Below are 19,283 nucleotides of genomic sequence, written 5' to 3'. Positions count from 1 at the left end.
GCCCGGCCCTGTGCCGGGCCGTCCGTGCGCCGTGCACGCCGGCCGCCGGCCGCCGCGCTCACGTCGCCGTCGCGATCGGTCCGGGGTGGGACGGCCGGGCGCCGAACCCGTGATCGTGGGGCTTCCGGCGGTGGGACGCTGCACGATCGCGGGGTCGCAGCGCGTGCGTCCCGGTGGGCAGGACGGGCGCGGTTGACCCGGGGGTCGACGGTCGTGGCCGGGGTGACGGGCCGCGACGCGGAGCTCGCGCGGCGAGGGCCGTCGTGACGGGTCAGTCCGTGGGCGACGTCGTGCCCGTGGGCGGCGTCGTGCCGGTGGGCGTCGCCGTGCACGCGTCGTCGGCGACCGTCCACCACGTGCGGTCGTCCGCGGCGGCGTCCGCGGTGACGGGCAGGCGCGCGGTCCGCCCGCGCGGGACGCGCAGCGCCCCGCCGCTGCCCACGTGCACGAGCCGCACACGCGCGCCGGCGCGCCAGCGTCCGCCGCCGTCGACGTCGACCCGCCACACGTCGTCGGCGTCGCGCGCCAGGGCGGGACCGGTCGGTGCCAGGGCCAGGACCTCCCCGCCGCCGGCCTGCCGCAGCCGCACGCGGTCGCCGTCCACCACCGGGCGCGCCGTCGCGGCGGTCCACGCCGCGCCCGACCCCGCCCGGCTGACCCGCGCCGGGTCCGTCGCCGGCACCGCGTCCGTCGCAGGCGCCGTCGCCGCGTCCGTCGCCGTCGCCGCGTCCGGCGTCGTCGCCGTCGCCGTCGCCATCGCCGTCGCCGCGTCCGTCGCCGTCGCCGCGTCCGTCGTCGTCGCGTCGGCCGTCGTCGTCCCGTCGTCCGGGGGCACCACCTCGACCACCCATGCCGGCACGTCGTGCGCCACCACGACCGCCGCCGTGCCGTGCCCGGCGAGCGCGCGGCCGCTCGCCACGTGCAGCAGGCCCACGGCGTCGCCGTCCCGCACGGGTGCCGACGGCCGGCGGGACGCGCTCGGCAGCGCCGGGGGCCGCCGCGCGGCGTAGGCGTGCAGGAACAGGCCGCGCCACGTCCGCCCGTCGGAGCCGCGCCAGCCGGTGCCCGTGTCGACGAGCGTGACGTCCTCGCCGGGGTGGTTCGGGTCGAGGACGTGCAGGCGCAGTCGCCCGCCCTCGTCGCGGTCGTGCGCGTGCGCGACCACCTGGTGGTTGTCGCCGGCCCGCAGGACGTCCCGGGCGACGACGAGCCCGAGCACGACGGGCCGCCCGGCGGTCAGCGCGCCGAGGATCCCCGGGACTTCCGCGCACGTGAGGGTGCGGACCCCGTGCAGCGGTCCGCGGTCGTCGTCGGGGAGCACGCACCACGTGAGGAACCGCAGCGCCGACCACGAGGCGAACGAGTCGAGCTGCCGACGCCGCACCAGGTCGGCCACGAGGTGACCGTCCGGCGGGACGCGCCCGGGCGCGAACAGGCGCGCGGGCCAGTGCGGCACCGGCCGGCCCGCGCGCAGGTGGTCGAGGGACGCGTACGACATGCCCCCGCACCGGCCGGCGGTCGCGATCCGGGTGCCCGTGGGCAGGGTCGCGACGACGTCGACGAACCCGTTGGCGAACGCGAACGCCGCCGCCGGCGGCCGCACCGGCCCGTGACCGTCCACCGCACCTCCCCGTGACCCGTCGGACGGGCCGAGCCTGCCACGCACCCGCCACCGCGCACACCCCACCGCGCACACCCACCGCCGGTGGCCACCCGGCTCGACCGCCCTCCCGGCCGGCGCCGACCCGGCCGTCGTGCAGCACCGCGGGATGCGACCGCTGCACGACGACCGGTTCGCCGCGCGAGACAGGGCTGCGGGAGCCCCGTGCGCGACGACGGCCCCGGTGCCGGAGCACCGGGGCCGTCGTGGTCCCTGCCTCGTCCGGGCCGGTCAGCACACCGGCCCGGGACGCCTCAGCCGATCGAGGCCTCGGTCTCGCTGATGAACTGCTCCGCCGCCTGCTGCGGCGTCAGGGAGCCGAACAGCACCTCCTGGTTGACGCGGCGGATGATCTCCGCGACCTGGCCGGCGCCCACGGGCGGCACGGCCGGGCCGTCCACGATCTCGTCCTCGAGGTCCGCGAGGAACTCGGCGGCGAGCTTGTCGGTCTCGGCGAACTGGTCCTGCACCGCGGCGCGGACCTCGGTGTTGGCGGGCAGGCCGCGGTCGGACAGCAGGATCTCGCCGGCCGCCGTGTCGTTGAGCAGGAAGTCGACGAGCAGCGCCGCCTCCTCCGGGTGCTCGGACCGCGCCGAGATCGAGTAGTACATCGCCGGCTTGAAGTACATGCCGGTGCGCTCGCCCTCGGTCTCGCCGGGCACGCGCAGCAGCTGCAGCGGGCGGCCCGACGCGCTCTGGATCGCGCTCAGCTGGTTCGACCAGAACCACGCCATGGCGCCCTTGTTCGTGGCCACGAGCGACTGCTCGGGCCCGGCGGCGTCGATCTCGACGGACGTCGCCGCGGCGGGCGTGCCGCCACCGGCCTGCAGGTCGAGCGAGTGCTGCCACCACTCGGCCATCGTCTCGGGCTCGAAGCCGAGCGTGCCGTCCTCGGTGTACAGCTGCTCGCCCCGCTGGCGGGCGAAGATGGAGAAGCCGGGCTCGTTGAAGCCGTAGTCCTGGGCACCGACGATCGCGCCGCCCGACTTCGCGGTGATCTCGTTCGCGATCGCGACGTAGTCGTCCCACGTCCACGTGGTGTCGTCGGGCATCTCGACGCCCGCGTCGGCGAACGCCTGCGGGTCGGCGACGACCGAGTAGACGTTGACGCCGCTCGCGACGCCGACGAGCTGGTCGTCGATCGTCCCGGAGGCCAGCACGTTCTCGTCGATCTTCGAGGTGTCGACGTCGAGCTCGTTGACGTCGGCGAGCACGCCCCGCGCGGCGTAGTCGGCGAGGAACCGCTCCTCCTGCGTGATGACGTCCGGGGCGTCGCCGCCGGCCACGGCGACGGACAGCTTGTCGAAGTAGCTGGTCCAGTCGGTGTAGTCGGCCTCGACGGTGATGTGCGGGTACTTCTCCTCGAACGCGTCGATGACCTCCTGGGTCAGCGCGTGCCGGGAGTCGGAGCCCCACCACGACCAGCGGATCGTGACGGGCTCGTCCGAGCCGCCGCCGTCGCCGGTCGCGGCGCCGCCGGCGTCGCCGCCGGAGGTGCCGGCGCAGGCCGTCAGGACGAGGGCTCCGGCCGCCAGCAGCGCTCCGGTGCGCAGCAGGCGACGACGGTGGGTGGGGGTGCGCATGGCTCTCCTCGGGTTGAGCAGGACGGCGGTGTCCGTGCAGGGGGTGGGGGAGGTGCTGACCGCGGTGCTGGTGGTGCGCGTGCAGGGGCTACTTGATGCCGGTCGTGGCGATGCCCTTGACGAGGTACTTCTGGCCGAACAGGAAGGCCAGGAACACGGGGATGATCGAGACGATCGACATCGCGAACATCGGGCCCCACGAGCTCTGGCCCGTGGAGTCGAGGAAGGTGCGCAGCGCGACGGGCGCGGTGTGCATGTCGGGCTTGGTGAGGAAGATGAGCTGGCTGAAGAAGTCGTTCCACGTCCAGATGAACGTGAAGATCGCCGTGGTGGCCAGCGCCGGCAGCGCGAGGGGCAGCATGATCCGCGCGTAGATGCGCCCGTGGCCGCAGCCGTCGAGCCGCGCGGCCTCGTCGAGCTCGCGCGGGATGCCGCGGAAGAACTGCACCATGAGGAACACGAAGAACGCGTCGGTGGCGAGCAGCTTCGGCACGATGAGCGGCCAGAACGTGTTGATCCAGCCCACCTGCGCGAACAGGATGTACTGCGGGACGATGATCACGTGGATCGGCAGCATGATCGACATGAGCATGATCGCGAACCACAGCTTGCGGCCGCGGAACTCGAGCCGCGCGAACGCGTAGGCGGCCATCGAGCAGGCGATGAGGTTGCCCACGAGCGAGCCGAGCACGACGATCGCCGAGTTCATCAGGTAGTGCCCGAACGGCCGGGCGAGCGCGTTCCAGCCCTCGGTGTAGTTCGTCAGCGCGAGCTCGCTGGGGATCAGCGACAGGTCGCGGAAGATGATCTCCGTCGGCTTGATCGAGCTGGCGAGCAGCCAGATCAGCGGGTAGATCATCACGACCGCGAGGGCGATCAGGCCGAGGTGCTTGAGCACGGCGCGCGTCCGTGCGGGCCACGGCGAGCGGCGGTGGGGCGTCCCGGCCTCGGCGGCGAGGGCGCTGGTGCGGGCGGCGAGCGTGCCCGGGGCGGGGGTGGCGGCGGACGGGGCGGCCGGTTCGGTGCGCACGCGGACCTCAGTCATCGTAGAAGACCCAGAACTTGGAGGCGACGAAGTTGATCGCCGTGAGCGCGGCGACGATCAGCACGAGCAGCCACGCCATCGCGGACGCGTACCCCATGTCGAAGGCCGTGAAACCGCGCTGGTACAGGTACAGCGTGTAGAACATCGTCGAGTCGGCCGGGCCGCCGGTGCCGCCGCTGACGACGAACGCCTGCGTGAACGACTGGAACGCGCCGATCACCTGCAGCACGAGGTTGAAGAACACGATCGGCGTGAGCAGCGGCAGCGTGATGTGCAGGAACTGCCGCACGCGCCCGGCGCCGTCGATGGCGGCGGCCTCGTAGTACATCTGCGGGATCTGCCGCAGGCCGGCGAGGAAGATGATCATCGGCGCGCCGAACGTCCACACGTGCAGGATGACGAGCGTGCCGAGCGCCGTGTCGGGGTCGGACACCCAGCCCCGCCCCGGCACGTTGAAGAACGCGAGGAACGCGTTCACGAGCCCCTCGACGCCGAACACCTGGCGCCACAGGATCGCGATGGCGACGGAGCCGCCGAGCAGCGAGGGCAGGTAGAACACCGACCGGTAGAACGGCAGGCCGCGCATGCCGCGGTCGAGCAGCAGCGCGAGCCCGAGGGCCACGACGAGCTGCAGCGGGACGCCGACGAGCACGTACGTGAAGGTGACGCGCAGCGCGTTGTGCAGGCGTGCGTCCTCGAGCATCCGCGCGAAGTTGTCGAGGCCGACCCACTCGGGCGGTGCCAGCAGGCTGTAGTCGGTGAACGACAGGTAGGCCGACGCCACCATCGGGCCCACGGTGACCAGCGCGAGGCCGGCGAACCACGGCGCGAGGAAGAGGGCCGCGGCGCGGCCGTCACCGCGGCGCAGCGGCGCGCGCCCGGGCGCACGGCTGGGGCCTGAGCGCGCCGTGCGGCGCAGCTCGGAGACCACGGACATCGTCGATCACCTCTTCGTGCTCGGCGTGACTCCCGCGCGTCGTCGCACGGGAGGCCTCGGGGTCCCCGGCCGCCGGTCCCGCCGCCCGAGCGATCGGACGACGGGCGGAAACCGGTTCCCGGCAGGGACGCTAGCACGCACGGCGGGCATTGGGAACCGGTTTCCCGTGGTGTATGGTCCGGACGAGCGGGGGGCCCTCACGCGTCGATGAGGACGCGAGCGGCGAGACCCCGCCGGAGCGAGCAGGAGGCCGCACGTGCCCACAGAACGGCCGCACACCCGCTGGCCGCGCGGCGCCACGACGATCGCCGAGGTGGCCACGGCTGCCGGCGTGTCCCGCGCCACCGTCTCGCGCGTGATGAACGGCCGCGACACGGTCGACGCCGAGCTGGCCGCGCGCGTCAAGGAGGTCGCCGAGCGCCTGCGGTACCGGCCCAGCAACGTCGCCCGCAGCCTCTCGCTCGGGCGCACCGAGACCGTCGCCGTGGTCGTCCCCGACCTCGCCAACCCCATGTTCCAGCAGGTGCTGCGCGGCGTCGCCGGTGCCGCCGCGGAGGCCGGGTACCGCATCCTCGTCGCCGACACCGCCGAGCACGCCGGCGACGAGGAGCGGGTGGTCGTCGACGCGCGCATGCGCTGCGACGCGCTCGTCCTGGTCTCCCCGCGCATGCCGGAGCGCGCGCTGCGCGCCCTGCTGCCGCAGGTCCGGCCGGCCGTCGTCGTCAACCGCGCCCCCGACGGCACGACGCCCACGCTCGAGATCGACTACGCCGACGGCATCGGCCAGATCGTCGACCACCTGCTCGGGCTCGGGCACCGGCACCTGCTGTACCTGGCGGGGCCGCCGGAGAGCGCGTCCCACCTGCGCCGGCTCGAGGCGCTGCGGGCCGCCGCCGCGCACCGGTCGGGCGTGCGCCTGTCGGAGATGCCCGCGGGCGCCACCGTCGAGGCCGGGTACGCGGTGGCCGGCGACGTGCTGGCCGCGCGCCCCACCGCCGTCGTCGCCTACAACGACCTCGTCGCGTTCGGGCTGCTGGCCCGCCTCAACGAGCTGGGCGTGGCCGTGCCCGGCGACCTGTCCATCGTCGGCTTCGACGACATCGAGCTGGCCCGCTTCGCGACCCCGTCGCTGACGACGGCGGCCGTGCCCCAGTCCGAGCTGGGGCGGCTGGCGTGGGAGCACCTGCGCCCCGTCCTGGCGGGAGGAGACCCCGTGCAGGACCCCGCCCCCATCCGCCCGACCCTCGCCGTCCGCGCGAGCTCGGGCCCCGTCCCGCCGTCCGTGCGGCTCGCGCGCACCACCGACGACGGCGTCCCGCAGGCCGTCGCCGACCCGCTGCGCGACGTCGCGTGGCGGCTCGCGCCCGGCGTGCCCGCCGCCGAGGCGACCGCGGAGCTCGTCGGGGCGTCGGCCGCCGCCCACCACGGCGAGCTGCCGCTCGCGCGGTACGTCACCGGCGCGGACCTGCCGCCCGTGCACGCGCCGCGCCCGTACCTGCACCCGGTGCACACCGCCGCCGGCACCGCGCTGACCGACGTCAGCCCCGTCGACCACCGCCACCACTACGGGCTGTCGTTCGCCGTCCCGGTGGTCAACGGCACGTCGTACTGGGGCGGGCGGACGTTCCTGCGCGACGAGGGACCGACGCTGCTGCGCAACCACGGCCGGCAGGTGCCGCGCTCGCGGCGCGTCGCCGGCGGCGCGCTCGTCGAGGACGTCGCGTGGCTCGACGAGCACGACGCGCCGCTGCTGCGGGAGGACCGCACGCTCGAGGCGCACCCGTGGCCCGACGCGCACGCGTGGCTGCTGCGCTGGTCGAGCACCCTGCACGCCGAGCACGGCGACCTGCGGATCGAGAGCCCCGCGACGAACGGGCGGCCGCAGGCCGGGTACGGCGGCCTGTTCTGGCGGCTCGCGGCCGCTGACTCGACGTCCGTGCTGGGCGAGGGGCTCGCCGGGGAGCAGGCCGTGCACGGGTCGCGCTCGCCGTGGCTCGCGTTCGTGCAGCGGCGCGAGCTGGCGTCCGCGACGCTGCTGCTCGTGCAGCCGCCGGACCAGCTGCGGCCGTGGTTCGTGCGCGTCGCGGAGTACCCGGGCGCCGGGCCGGCGCTCGCGTGGGACGCCGTGACGCACGTGCCGGCCGGCGGCACGCTCGAGGCGGGCCTCGCGGCCGTGCTCGTCGACCGGGCGCTCGGCGCCGACGAGGCGGCGGAGCTGGCGGTGCGGGCGTGGGCGTGAGCACGGAGCCGGTGGGGCCCGGCCCGGCGGACGTGCCCGACGTCGCCGTCGTCGGCGTGCACGGCCACGGGGCGTCCCACCTGCGGACCGTGCGCGCGCTGGCCGCCGCCGGGCGCGCGCGGCTGTCGGCCGTCGTCGACCCGCGGCCCGTCGCCGGCACCGCGCTGACCGCGCCGGACGCCGACGGGGGCGGCCCGCTCGTGCCCGCCGACGCACGCTGGTACCCCGACCTCGACGCGCTGCTCGCCGACGCCCCGCCCGACGTCGTCGTCCTCTCGACGCCCATCCACACGCACCTGCCGCTCGCATCGGCCGCGCTGCGGGCCGGCTGCGACGTGCTGCTGGAGAAGCCCACCGTCGCGACGCTCGCCGAGCACGTCGAGCTCCTCGAGGTCGTGCGCGCCACCGGGCGGCGCTGCCAGGTCGGGTTCCAGACGTTCGGGTCCGGTGCCGCCGACGAGCTCGCGCGCCTCGTCGCGTCGGGCGAGCTCGGCGACGTCACGACCGTCGGCGCCGTCGGCACGTGGGTGCGGCCGCGGTCGTACTACGCCCGCGCGGCGTGGGCGGGACGCCGGTCGCTCGACGGCGTGCCCGTGGTGGACGGCGTCGTGACCAACCCGCTCGCGCACGCCGTCGCGACGGCGCTCAAGGTGGCGGGCGCGACGCGCGTCGAGGACGTGACGGCCGTGGACCTCGAGCTGTTCCACGCGCACCCGATCGAGGCGGACGACACGTCGTCGGTCGTGGTCACGACCGCCGGGGGGCGGACGGTGGCCGCCGGGCTCACGCTGTGCGCGGCGGAACGCCGGCCCGCGACGGTGGTCGTGCGCGGCACCGCCGGCGAGGCGACGCTGCGCTACGAGCGCGACGAGCTCGACGTCCGGACCGCCCGCGGCACGCGCACCATCCGCACCGGGCGCCGCGACCTGCTCGCCGACCTGCTCGACGCGCGCCGCGACCCGGCGGCGCGCCTGCGCTGCGACGTCACCGCGACGGGCGCGTTCATGGCCGTGCTCGAGGCCGTGCGCACCGCGCCGGACCCGCGGCCGGTCCCCGAGGAGCTCGTCACGTGGGTCGGCGCGGGGCAGGACGCGCACCCCGTCGTCGCCGACGTCGAGGCGTGGTGCGCCGCGGTCGCCGAGCGCGGCGCGGGCTTCGGCGCGGTCGGCGCACCGTGGGCGGCCCCGGCGGCGGTCCCGGCCACCTGACGCGCCGCCCTCCGCCGTCCCGGCCTCGGCCGTCCGACCCGGCCCCGACCGTCCGACCCGGCCTCGGCCGTGCGACCCGGCCCCGACCGTCCGACCCGGCCCACCGGCCCCACACCTCCCCGCCCCCACCCCCGCGCCGAGTTCGCCTCCTCGGTGCCGAGGTCGCCGGGTCGGGCAGGCGACCTCGCCGCGGGAGAGGCGAGCTCGGCGAGGAGGGGCGACGGTGGGGGGCCGGAGCGCGGGCCGGGGACGGCGGGCGGTCAGTCCTCCGCGTCCAGCGACGACTCCTTGTGGGCCGCCTGCTTGCCGCTCTTCTCCGACTCGACGATCCAGTACGGGTCGTCGGACGACGCGCGGAACTGCTGCCCGTCGAACGTGAAGTCCTCGGTGCGCCGCTCCACCGTCCTGCCGTGGGTGCGGCCCTGCGACGTGTTCCAGCTGACCTTCTGCCCCTTGCGCATGCCGCCGACGCTAGGCACCGGCGGGCCGACCGGCATCCGGAACGGGCGCACGCACGCACGGACGCCGGCACGGACGCACGGACGCACGCACGCCCGCACCGACGCGGTGCCCGGCCGACGGACGGCCGGGCACCGCGGTCGCACCCGCACCGAGGTCGGCGCGGGCACCTCCGGCCCGTGGGTCAGCGCACGTACAGCCGCTGCTGCGGCGGCGCGACGAACGGGTCGCCCAGCGGGAACGACGGGTGCGGCGGCTGGTTGTACGCGGTGTTCTGCCAGGCCAGCGCGACGCGGTACATCGGGTCGTGCAGGAGCGTCGGCACCCGCAGCGACGTGCGGTTCGGGGTCGCGTAGATCCGCAGCGCGGCCTCGTCCGACCGCGCCCAGATCACCTCTTCCCGCCAGTCGCCGAGGATGTCGCCCGACAGCACGGGCGTGGACTTCGTGCCGTTGTTCGACCGCACGGACGCGCCGGTGAGCAGGCGCGTGTCGCCGCCGGTGCCGTACTTGTCGATGCGCGTGCCGTCGAGCAGCTCGCGCACCGGGTCGGCGTCCCACCACGCGAGGAAGTTCGCCGACGACGGCTTGCGGCCGACCGCCGCGCCGTTCGCGGCGTTGCGCAGGTCGGGCTCGGCGTTCGACCACGCCTCGGCGCCGGGGCTGCCGGCGAAGACGTCCGCGGCCACGCCGCGCCCGTTGTCGTCACCGGACGGCGAGCGCCACAGCGTCTGCCCGGTGCGCGCGTCGGCGACCCACATGTTCGGCTGGTTCGACGACTCGGTGACCTTGAAGTACTCCAGCCCCGGCCGGGACGGCACGAGGTCGCCCACGTGCCCGGCGTCGCCGTGCCCGGTGCCGTTGGTCCACAGGCCGCGCCCGTCGTCGTCGATCGCCGCGGCGCCGTAGAGGATCTCGTCGCGCCCGTCGCCGTCGACGTCCGCGACCGACAGCGAGTGGTTGCCCTGCCCCGCGTAGCCGCCGTTGCCGGAGCTGCTCGAGTCGAACGTCCACCGGCGGGTCAGGCGCCCGTCGCGGTAGTCCCACGCCACGACCACCGCCCGCGTGTAGTAGCCGCGCGCCATGACGATGGACGGCCGCTGACCGTCGAGGTACGCCGTGCCGGCGAGGAACCGGTCGACCCGGTTGCCGTAGGAGTCGCCCCACGAGCCGACGTTGCCGCGCGCCGGGACGTAGTCGGCCGTGGCGCCGATCGCGCCGGTGTCGCCCCGGAACACGGTGAGGTACTCGGGCCCGGCCAGCACGTAGCCGTCGCCGTTGCGGTGGTCGGCGTTCGCGTCGCCGATCACCTGGCCGGTGCCGGAGCGGGCGCCGTCGGCGGTCTTGACGGCGACCTCGGAGACGCCGTCGCCGTCGTAGTCGTACACCTGGAACTGCGTGTAGTGGGCGCCGGCGCGGATGTTGCGGCCCAGGTCGATGCGCCACAGCCGCGTGCCGTCCATCCGCAGGCCGTCGAGGAACACGTTGCCCGTGGCGCCGGCCTGGCTGTTGTCCTTGGCGTTGGTCGGGTCCCACTTGAGGACGATGTCGAGGTCGCCGTCGCCGTCGAGGTCGCCGACGCTGCCGTCGTTGATCACGTGGCTCGACGACGGCCGCGAGACCGGCACGTCGAGGTAGCCGTTCGCGAAGATGAGCGACGGCGCGGACGGCGCCTGCTCGGCGCCACCGACGACCGCGCGGACCGTGTAACGGGCACCGGCGGGGGCGCCCTCGTCGCGGTAGTTCGTGGAGTCGGTGACCGGCGACGACGTGACGCGCGTGCCGTCGCGGTACACGTGGAAGCCCGTCGCGCGGTCCTCCCAGCCGAGCAGGCGCCACTGCACGAGGTTGCCGTTGCCGGAGCGGACCGAGACGAGGCCGCGGTCCAGGTCCTCGAGCTGCTTGGCGCCGGCGGTCGGCGTCGTGGGCGCCGGGTTCGGGCCGGTGGTCGGCTGGGCGGTGGGCTGCGACGTCGGCTCGGCGGTGGGGGTCGGCGTCGGCGTCTGCGTCGGCTGGCCGGTCGGGGACGCGGTCGGTGACGCGGTCGGCGCGACGCTGCCGGTGCACGCGGTGCCGTTCAGCGCGAACGACGTGGGCACCGGGTTGCTGCCCGACCAGGCGCCGTTGAAGCCGAAGCTCACGGTGCCGCCGCTCGGCAGGGCGGCGTTGTAGCCGGCGTTGCGCGCCGTGACGGCGGCGCCGGACTGGCTCGCGACGGCGTTCCACGCCTGCGTGACGGTCTGGCCGGCACCGAACTGCCAGGTCAGCGTCCACCCGTCCAGCGCGTCGCCGAGGTTGTCGACGCGGACGTCCGCGCCGAAGCCGCCGCCCCACTGGTTGGTGATCGCGTACGTGACCCGGCAGCCCGGTGCGGCCTGCGCGGCGGGTGCGAGCGCGAGGCCGGTGACGGCCGTGGCGAGTGCCGCCGCGGCGGCGCCTGCGCGGAGTGGTCTCATGACGTCCCCTTCGACGAGAAGCGGCGCAGGAGGGTGCGTCGCGTCCCGGACGCTAGCGGGGAGACCGTTTTCCAGATCCAGCGGTGAAAGGTTTCATTGCGGGATGTCGGCCACGCTGCCGCCGGCGCCGGGCGGTCGCGCCCGGCTCGTCGGGCGTGCTGCGGCTACCGTGCGACCGTGCAGAGCGAGACCGAGACGTGCACCTGCGACGACCTGCCGGTGCCGGCGGCGTTCCCGGACGGGTCGACGTACCTCGACCCCTTCCGCACCACGGACCGCGTGCTCGACGCGGTCCGCGACGGCCGCATGGTGCTGCTGCGCGCGGACTGCCCGCTCGAGGAGACCAACCGCATCTTCGAGTCCGACACCCGCTACACGCTGATGCACTTCCTGCGCTGCACGGTCTGCGGGCGCACGGTGCAGTACGGCCTGTGCATCCGCGGCCTGCCGATCTACCGCCACGTGCACGCCGACGAGCCGGTCGAGCGGCGGTGGGAGCGCTCGGCCACGTTCGTCGACGCGCTGGGCGCTCCCGTCCGGTGGCACGGCGCACCCTGACGCCGCCTCCACCGGGGCGGTGCGGGCCCGCGGTCAGGGCAGGCGCACGTGCCGCTCGCCGAGCTGGCTCACGTCGTTGACGCCCAGCAGGGCCATGGTCCGGCGCACCTCGCGCGACAGGATCTCGACCGCCCGGTCGACGCCGCGCTCGCCACCGGCCATGAGCCCGTACAGGTACGCACGGCCCACCAGCGTGGCCCTCGCGCCCAGCGCGAGCGCCGCGACGACGTCCGACCCGTTCGTGATGCCCGTGTCGACCCACACCTCGGTGCGGTCGCCGACGGCCTCGACGACGTCGGGCAGCAGGCGCAGCGGCACGGGCGCCTTGTCGAGCTGGCGGCCGCCGTGGTTGGAGAGCACGACCGCGTCGGCGCCGGCGTCGGTGACACGGCGGGCGTCCTCGACCGTCTGGACGCCCTTGATGATGAGCGGCCCGTCCCACGACGCGCGCAGCCACTCGAGGTCCGCGATCGTCATGGTCGGGTCGAACAGCTTGTCGAGCAGGTCCGCGACCGTGCCGCCCCACGAGCTGAGGGACGCGAACGTCAGCGGCTCGGTGGTCAGCAGGTTGATCCACCAGGCCGGGTGCATGCCGGCGTCCACGACCGTCTTCACCGTGAGCGCCGGCGGGATCGAGAAGCCGTTGCGGGTGTCGCGCAGGCGCGCGCCGGCGACGGGCACGTCGACCGTGAGCATGAGCGCCTCGTAGCCGGCGGCCTTGGCGCGGGCCATGAGGTCCTCGCCGGCGCCGCGGTCCTTCCAGACGTACAGCTGGAACCACTTGCGCGCGTCCGGCGCCGCGGCGGCGACGTCCTCGATGGACGTCGTGCCCATGGTCGACAGCGCGTACGGGATGTCGCGGCGCTCGGCGACGCGCACGACGGCCCGCTCGCCCTCGTGGTGCATCATCCGCGTGAAGCCGGTGGGGGCGAGCGCGAAGGGCTGGGCGGACGGCCGGCCGAGGTACTCGGTCGTGGTGTCGACGTGGCTGACGTCGTGCAGGATCGAGGGCCGCAGCTCGAGCTCGCGGAACAGGCGGCGTGCGCGGCGCAGGGTGATCTCGGCCTCGGCGGCACCGTCGGTGTAGTCGAAGACGGACCGGGGCGTCCGCCGCTTGGCGACGCGGCGCAGGTCGGCGATGGTGAGGGCGTCCTCGAGGGCCCGGCGCGTCGGGTCCAGCCGCAGCGGCTTGGGCTGCAGGAGCGGCGCCAGCTCGGACCACTTCGGGAGCTGTCGGCGGGTCATGGGTCACCTCGGTGCGCGTCGTCGGGCAGGGGGAACCGGAGGGCTCCCGGGAGGGTAGCCCGGACGCGCGGGCGGCCCGCCGCGAGGGGTGGGTTGCCGGTCCGGACCACAGGATTGTAACGTTTCATCGCGAAGCGTTGACACCCCCGGAGCGGCGCACCTAGCGTGCGGAATGCGCTTTCACCCCGAGCAAGGAGGCTCACCGCAATGAAGCGATCCGTCCTCAAGGTCAGCGGCCTGGCCGCCGTCGCCGCCCTCGGCCTCGCCGCGTGCAGCGGCGGCAGCGGGGGTGAGGCCTCGCCCGCTGCCGGTGGCGGTGGCGACGACACCACCCCCGTCACCATCGACTTCACCTGGTGGGGCAACGACGACCGTGCCGCCCGCTACACGCAGGCCCTCGAGCTGTTCAACGAGGAGTACCCGCACATCACGGTGAACCCGAACTTCGCGGCGTTCCCCGACTACTGGACCCAGCGGTCCACCGAGGCGGCCGGGCGCAACCTGCCCGACGTCATGCAGTTCGACCTGTCCTACCTGCGCGAGTTCAACCAGAGCGGCCAGCTGCTCGACCTCGCCCCGTACCTCGAGGACGGCACGATCGACACCTCGGGCTTCGACGAGACGCTCGTCGAGTCCGGCGTGCTCGACGGCAAGACGATCGGCATCCCGACGTCGACCAACACGCTCGGCATGTTCTACAACCCGAACCTGCTCGAGCAGGTCGGCGTCGAGTTCCCCGACGCGGAGACGTACACCTACGACGAGTACAACGAGTTCATCTCGTCCGTCTCGTCCGCCGGCCAGACGACCCCCGAGGGCTACCAGATCTACGGCGGGGGCGACTACACCGGCACGTTCTGGTTCTTCGTGCAGTACCTGCTGCAGAAGGGCGTCACGCCGTTCGAGGAGGACGGGACGCTCGGCTTCGACGAGGCCGACGTCATCGAGTACCTCGAGATGACGTCGGACCTGCGCGCCGACAAGCAGGTGTACCCGGTCGAGCGCGGCGTCGCGCTCAAGCCGCTCGGCGGCTTCACGGTCAACGAGTCCGCGTCCGAGATCAGCTGGGACAACTTCCTCGCCGGCTATGTCGCCGACTCGGGCACCGAGAACCTCGAGATCACGCAGATCCCGTCGGTCGAGGCCGGCGAGAAGGCGCTGTTCTTCAAGCCGTCGATGCTCTACTCGATCGGCGCGAACTCCGACGCGCCCGACGCGGCCGCCACGCTCGTCAACTTCCTGCTCACCGACCCCGAGGTCGGCGCCATCTTCGGCACCTCGAAGGGCGTCCCCGCGGACGAGGAGCAGCGCGCGGCCGTCGAGGCGCCCGAGGGCTCCGTCGACGCCAAGGTCATCGCGTACGAGGAGGCCGTCGCCGAGCAGGTCACCGAGACCACCCCGATCCCCGTCAAGGGCTTCGGCACCATCGAGGCCAAGTGGCTCGAGCTCGGTGAGAACCTCAACTACGGCACCATCACGCCCGAGCAGTTCGCGAGCGAGTGGTTCGCCGAGGCGGAGATGGCCACCATGTGACCCCGGTCCGGGTCGCGCCACCGCGCGCGGCCCGGACCGCACCGCCGGCACCGACGCCGGCACCCGTGCCCGGGGCGCCCGGGTCCCGCACCCGTGCACCGGGGCGGGCCCGGGGCCCGACGGCCCCCGACCGTCGCACCCCACAGATCGGAAGCACCGTGACCCTCACCGCCGAGGCGAGCGCGACCCGGACCGCCACGTCCCCGTCGCCCATCCGGCGCCGCCGCAAGGCCGCCGAGACCCGAGCCGGCTACGCGTTCCTCGCCCCCTGGCTCCTCGGGTTCCTCCTGCTGACCGCAGGCCCGATGGTCGCGTCGCTGTACCTGGCGTTCACGAACTACAACCTGTTCACGTCGCCGGAGTGGGTCGGCCTGGACAACTTCCAGCGGCTCTTCCAGGACCCGAACTACATCCAGGCCTGGAAGGTCACCGCGACGTACGCGCTGATCGGGACGCCGCTCAAGCTGATCTCCGCCCTCGCGGTCGCGATGCTGCTGAACAACAGCCGCCGCGGGCAGGGCTTCTACCGGTCGGCGTTCTACGCGCCCTCGCTCATCGGCGCGAGCGTCTCCATCGCCATCGTGTGGAAGGCGATGTTCATCGACAACGGCATCGTGGACCGCGCAGGGCAGGTGCTCGGCCTGCCGTCCGGCGGCTGGGTCGGCGACCCGTCACGCACGATGCCGATGCTCATCCTGCTGACCATCTGGCAGTTCGGTGCGCCGATGGTGATCTTCCTCGCCGGGCTCAAGCAGATCCCGACGGAGCTCTACGAGGCCGCGGCGGTGGACGGCGCGGGACCCGTGCGCAAGTTCCTCAGGATCACCATGCCGATGCTCTCGCCGGTGCTGTTCTTCAACCTGCTGCTCGAGACCATCCACGCGTTCCAGATCTTCGCGTCCGCGTTCATCATCTCGTCCGGCACCGGCGGGCCCGCGCGGTCCACGCTCTTCTACACGCTGTACCTGTACTTCCGCGGCTTCCGGGACTTCCAGATGGGCTACGCCTCGGCGATGGCCTGGGTCCTCGTGCTCGTCGTCGGTGCCATCAGCTTCGTCATGTTCCGCACCCAGAACCGGTGGGTGCACTACTCGGGGGAGTCCAAGTGAGCACGACCGCCCCGGCCACGCCGCCGGCCACGTCGGGACGCCACGGCCTCCCGACCGCGGAGCACTCCGCCGAGCTGCGCCGCCGCAACCAGTCCCGCGGGCGCGTGCGCTCGCTCGCGTTCCACGTGCTGTCGCTCGCCGTCGTCGCCGTGATCCTGTACCCGGCGGTGTGGATGTTCGTGTCCACGCTCAAGCCGTCGAGCGAGATCATCGGGTCCGTCAGCATCCTCCCGACCACGGTGACCCTCGACAACTTCGTCAAGGCGTTCGCCGGCATCGGCGGGGTGTCGTTCTGGCAGTTCTTCCTGAACTCGCTGCTGCTGGCGCTGGGGTCCGTCGTGGGCATCACGCTGTCCTGCTCGGTCAGCGCCTACGCGTTCGCGCGGATCGACTTCCCCGGGCGCGGGCTGTTCTTCACGCTCATGATCGGCACGCTGCTGCTGCCGTTCCACGTCGTGATCATCCCGCAGTACATCGTCTTCAACCAGCTCGGCCTGGTCGGCACGTACGTGCCGCTGCTCATCGGCAAGTTCCTCGCCGCCGAGGCGTTCTTCGTGTTCCTCATGGTGCAGTTCATGCGGAACCTGCCGCGCGAGCTCGACGAGGCCGCGCGCATCGACGGCGCGGGGCACGTGCGCATCTTCACCGCGATCATGCTGCCGCTCATGAAGCCCGCGCTCGTGACGAGCTCGATCTTCGCGTTCATCTGGTCGTGGAACGACTTCTTCGGCCCGCTCATCTACCTGAGCTCGCCCGAGACGTTCCCGCTGCCGCTCGCGCTGCGCCTGTTCGTCGACCAGACGAGCGTCTCCGACTACGGCGCGCAGATGGCCATGGCCGTGCTCGCGCTGCTGCCCGTGCTGCTGTTCTTCCTCGTGTTCCAGCGGTACCTCGTGCAGGGCGTCGCGACGCAGGGCCTCAAGGGCTGACCCGCCCCGACGGCCGCGGCCGGTCGGCGGTGCCCGGGGGGTGCCGCCGGCCGGCCGTCGTGCGTGTGCGGCCGACCGATCCCGACGTGTGAGGCTGTGACCCATGACCGACGCGACCGACGCGCCCGACGACGACGCCCGCCGCGACCCGCGCGCACCGGACCCCACCGCGCCCGAGCGGCGCGCGGCGTTCGGCGGCGGCCGGTTCGGGCTGCTCAGCGAGGTGCTCGTCGTGGGGCTGGGTGTGTCCGTGCTGAGCCTGCCGGTCGTCACGGTGCTGCCCGCGCTGGCCGCCGGCGCCGCCCACGTGCGCCGGCACCTCACCGGCGAGACCGACCGCGTGGTCGACCTGTGGCACGAGTTCGTCGCGGCCCTGCGCGGGGTGTGGCCGTACGCGCTCGCGTCGCTCGCGCTGCTGGTGCTGCTGTGGTTCAACACCGCGGTGGCCGGGACAGGCCTGCTGCCCGGCGGCACCGGCGTGCTCGTGCTGTCGCTCGCGGTCGCGGCGATGCTCGCCGTCGTGCTGCTGCGCGCCGCCGGCGGGTGGCGGCGCGGCGCGTCGTGGCGGCAGGTGATGCGCGACGCCGGTGCGCGCGCCGGCGACGACCTCGCCGGGTCGGGGCTGCTCGTCGTGGCGATGGGGCTGTGCGGCGTCATCGTGTGGATGCTCGCGCCGCTCGCGGTGCTGGTCCCCGGGCTGCTGGCCCTCGCCGTCGTCGCGGTCGAGCACCGCGCGGCGACCCGCACCCGCTGACGTCATGGGCCGGCCGCCACCACCGGCAACCGTCGACGCCACCGGCAACCGCCGCGGCCACCGGCAACCGTCGCCGCACCCGCCGACCCGGCTGTTGTGCAGCGTCCGCGGGCTGTGGTGCTGCGCAACCGCCGGTTGGTCGGATGAGCGGCGGATCGGGAGCCGCAACGGCGACGGTCGTCACGACGGTCGTCTCGGGTGCCGAACCGGCCGTCGTGCAGCGTCCCGGCCCGCTGGTGCTGCGCGACGGCCGGGTCGCGGCGGTCACCGGCAGGGCGGGAGGGCGGCGAGCGACGCCTCCACCCACTCCAGGTGGGCGCGGGCCATGCGCTCGCCGTAGTCGAGCGTGATCAGGCCGTACGGGTGGTCCGGCGACGGCGGCTCGGCGGCGACCTCCGCGCGCACGGCCGCGAGCGCCGCCAGCTGGGCCGTCGCCCGGGCGCCCGCGTCGCGCAGCAGGGCGCGGCACGCGTCCGGGCCGAGCGTGCGGCCGAAGAACAGCCGGAGGAGCAGCGGGTTGCGCGGCGGGCCGACGTCGTAGGGCTCGGCGAGGCGGGCGCGCAGACGGGTGCGGCCCGCAGGCGTGATGGTGAACCGCCCGTCGTCGTCCTTGGCGACGAGCCCGTCGGCGGTGAGGCGGGCCAGGGTCGGGTAGATCTGCCCGAAGCTCTCGCTCCAGAAGTGCCCGAGCGTCTCGACGATCGAGGCGCGGACCGCGTAGCCGGTCATGGGGGCGGTGGTGAGTGCGCCGAGGACGGCGACGTCGGTCTGCGCGCGGCGGGTCACCTCTCGACTATATCTGACAGATATGGTCAGATGGCGCCCATGACGAGGTCGACGAAGACGGAGCGGCGCGCAGGACGCGTGGCCGCGGCCCTGCTGACGGGTGTGGCGGGCTTCCAGCTGGCGATGGCCGCGGGTGCGCCGTGGGGAGCGGTGGCCTACGGCGGCGGGCACGCGGGGGTGCTCCCCGACGAGCTGCGCGTGACGAGCGCGGTGGCGGTCCCGGTGTACGCGGCGCTCGCCGCGGTGGCGGCCGGCGCCGGTGGACCGCGGCTGCGGCGGGCGGTGCTGCGCGGGACGACGGCGCTGCTGGTGGTCGGCTGCGCGGTGAACCTCGCGTCCCCGTCGTTGCCCGAGCGGATGATCTGGGTGCCGGTGTCCGCCGCCGCCGCCGTCCTCACGTGGCGCGCCGCGCCGGCCCGCACCGCCGCCGGGCCGGTCGGCCGCACGGCGACCGGGACGGCCTGACGTAGTCCCGGACCCAGGCCGACGAGGCGGAACCGGCCGCCCTGCACCGGCGCGACCGACCGCCGTTGCACGACGGCCGGTTCACGGACTGACCGTCTCCGCCGGGTGTCGGCCGGTGGTCGCGGTGCCGGAGTCGAACCGGTCGTCGTGCAGCGGTCGCGGTGCGTGGTGCTGCACGACGGCCGGTTCGTCGGAAGCCGGCTGCGGTCGCCGACCGGACGTCGCCCGGCGGTCGCGGTGCCGGCGTCGAACCGGTCGTCGTGCAGCGGTCGCGGTGCGTGGTGCTGCACGACGGCCGGGTGGCCCGAGGGGGGGTGG

Annotated in this window: 16 protein-coding genes; 8 read left to right on the top strand and 8 right to left on the bottom strand. The window is 74.4% G+C overall.

Annotated features, from left to right (window positions below; genetic code table 11):
* Positions 1-271: 271 nt before the first annotated feature.
* The 4 genes from ACFUMH_RS12860 to ACFUMH_RS12845 form a co-directional block, all read right to left on the bottom strand.
* On the bottom strand, positions 272-1,621 hold the full coding sequence (locus ACFUMH_RS12860) for a hypothetical protein (protein WP_378205874.1): 1,350 nt from the start codon (positions 1,619-1,621) through the stop codon (positions 272-274).
* Between the two features lie 293 nt (positions 1,622-1,914).
* The gene (locus ACFUMH_RS12855) at positions 1,915-3,243 is read right to left on the bottom strand and encodes an ABC transporter substrate-binding protein (RefSeq protein WP_378205871.1); all 1,329 of its coding nucleotides are present in this window, start codon (positions 3,241-3,243) and stop codon (positions 1,915-1,917) included.
* 88 nt (positions 3,244-3,331) lie between these two features.
* Entirely contained in the window at positions 3,332-4,273 is a 942-nt protein-coding gene (locus ACFUMH_RS12850; RefSeq protein ID WP_378205867.1) for a carbohydrate ABC transporter permease, read from the bottom strand.
* Between the two features lie 7 nt (positions 4,274-4,280).
* On the bottom strand, positions 4,281-5,225 hold the full coding sequence (locus ACFUMH_RS12845; RefSeq protein ID WP_378205864.1) for a carbohydrate ABC transporter permease: 945 nt from the start codon (positions 5,223-5,225) through the stop codon (positions 4,281-4,283).
* Positions 5,226-5,481: 256 nt separating this feature from the next.
* Between ACFUMH_RS12845 and ACFUMH_RS12840 the strand changes: the two genes are divergently transcribed.
* Positions 5,482-7,464, top strand: a complete 1,983-nt coding sequence (locus ACFUMH_RS12840) for a DUF6807 family protein (RefSeq protein WP_378205861.1) — start codon at positions 5,482-5,484, stop codon at positions 7,462-7,464.
* Positions 7,455-8,672, top strand: coding sequence for a Gfo/Idh/MocA family protein (locus ACFUMH_RS12835; RefSeq protein ID WP_378205858.1), 1,218 nt, complete (start codon positions 7,455-7,457; stop codon positions 8,670-8,672). Before ACFUMH_RS12840 ends, ACFUMH_RS12835 begins: the two co-directional genes overlap by 10 nt.
* 260 nt (positions 8,673-8,932) lie before the next feature.
* On the opposite strand, the gene ACFUMH_RS12830 is transcribed toward ACFUMH_RS12835, so the two are convergent.
* Both ACFUMH_RS12830 and ACFUMH_RS12825 read right to left on the bottom strand, forming a co-directional pair.
* Positions 8,933-9,133, bottom strand: a complete 201-nt coding sequence (locus ACFUMH_RS12830; protein WP_378205855.1) for a DUF2945 domain-containing protein — start codon at positions 9,131-9,133, stop codon at positions 8,933-8,935.
* 182 nt (positions 9,134-9,315) lie between these two features.
* The gene (locus ACFUMH_RS12825; RefSeq protein WP_378205852.1) at positions 9,316-11,586 is read right to left on the bottom strand and encodes a cellulose binding domain-containing protein; all 2,271 of its coding nucleotides are present in this window, start codon (positions 11,584-11,586) and stop codon (positions 9,316-9,318) included.
* Positions 11,587-11,763: 177 nt separating this feature from the next.
* Here ACFUMH_RS12825 and ACFUMH_RS12820 point away from each other — a divergent pair, with 177 nt between their 5' ends.
* On the top strand, positions 11,764-12,144 hold the full coding sequence (locus ACFUMH_RS12820) for a hypothetical protein (protein ID WP_378205849.1): 381 nt from the start codon (positions 11,764-11,766) through the stop codon (positions 12,142-12,144).
* A gap of 33 nt (positions 12,145-12,177) precedes the next feature.
* Here ACFUMH_RS12820 and ACFUMH_RS12815 read toward each other — a convergent pair whose 3' ends face one another.
* The gene (locus tag ACFUMH_RS12815; RefSeq protein WP_378205846.1) at positions 12,178-13,389 is read right to left on the bottom strand and encodes an alpha-hydroxy-acid oxidizing protein; all 1,212 of its coding nucleotides are present in this window, start codon (positions 13,387-13,389) and stop codon (positions 12,178-12,180) included.
* A 207-nt stretch (positions 13,390-13,596) separates the two neighbouring features.
* Between ACFUMH_RS12815 and ACFUMH_RS12810 the strand changes: the two genes are divergently transcribed.
* From ACFUMH_RS12810 to ACFUMH_RS12795, 4 genes are all read left to right on the top strand, one after another.
* A complete protein-coding gene (locus ACFUMH_RS12810; protein WP_378205843.1) occupies positions 13,597-14,922 on the top strand; it encodes an ABC transporter substrate-binding protein in 1,326 nt (441 codons plus the stop codon).
* Positions 14,923-15,134: 212 nt separating this feature from the next.
* Positions 15,135-16,031: a carbohydrate ABC transporter permease gene (locus ACFUMH_RS12805; RefSeq protein WP_378205880.1), complete on the top strand. Its 897-nt coding sequence runs from the start codon at positions 15,135-15,137 to the stop codon at positions 16,029-16,031.
* A 74-nt stretch (positions 16,032-16,105) separates the two neighbouring features.
* Positions 16,106-16,960 (top strand): carbohydrate ABC transporter permease, encoded by an 855-nt coding sequence (locus tag ACFUMH_RS12800; protein WP_378205877.1) that lies wholly within the window; start codon positions 16,106-16,108, stop codon positions 16,958-16,960.
* A gap of 103 nt (positions 16,961-17,063) precedes the next feature.
* Complete coding sequence (locus tag ACFUMH_RS12795) at positions 17,064-17,714, top strand: hypothetical protein (RefSeq protein ID WP_378205840.1); 651 nt, start codon at positions 17,064-17,066, stop codon at positions 17,712-17,714.
* Positions 17,715-17,978: 264 nt separating this feature from the next.
* On the opposite strand, the gene ACFUMH_RS12790 is transcribed toward ACFUMH_RS12795, so the two are convergent.
* Positions 17,979-18,500 carry a PadR family transcriptional regulator gene (locus ACFUMH_RS12790; protein WP_378205837.1) on the bottom strand — a complete coding sequence of 174 codons (522 nt, stop codon included), beginning with the start codon at positions 18,498-18,500 and terminating at the stop codon, positions 17,979-17,981.
* Positions 18,501-18,539: 39 nt separating this feature from the next.
* Here ACFUMH_RS12790 and ACFUMH_RS12785 point away from each other — a divergent pair, with 39 nt between their 5' ends.
* Positions 18,540-18,965 (top strand): hypothetical protein, encoded by a 426-nt coding sequence (locus ACFUMH_RS12785; protein WP_378205834.1) that lies wholly within the window; start codon positions 18,540-18,542, stop codon positions 18,963-18,965.
* Positions 18,966-19,283: the final 318 nt, after the last annotated feature.

The sequence above is a fragment of the Cellulomonas sp. NPDC057328 genome, from assembly GCF_042667215.1.
Classification (GTDB): Bacteria; Actinomycetota; Actinomycetes; order Actinomycetales; family Cellulomonadaceae; genus Cellulomonas.
Note: the sequence above shows the minus strand (reverse complement) of the source record. Positions and strands in the feature narration are given on the sequence as shown.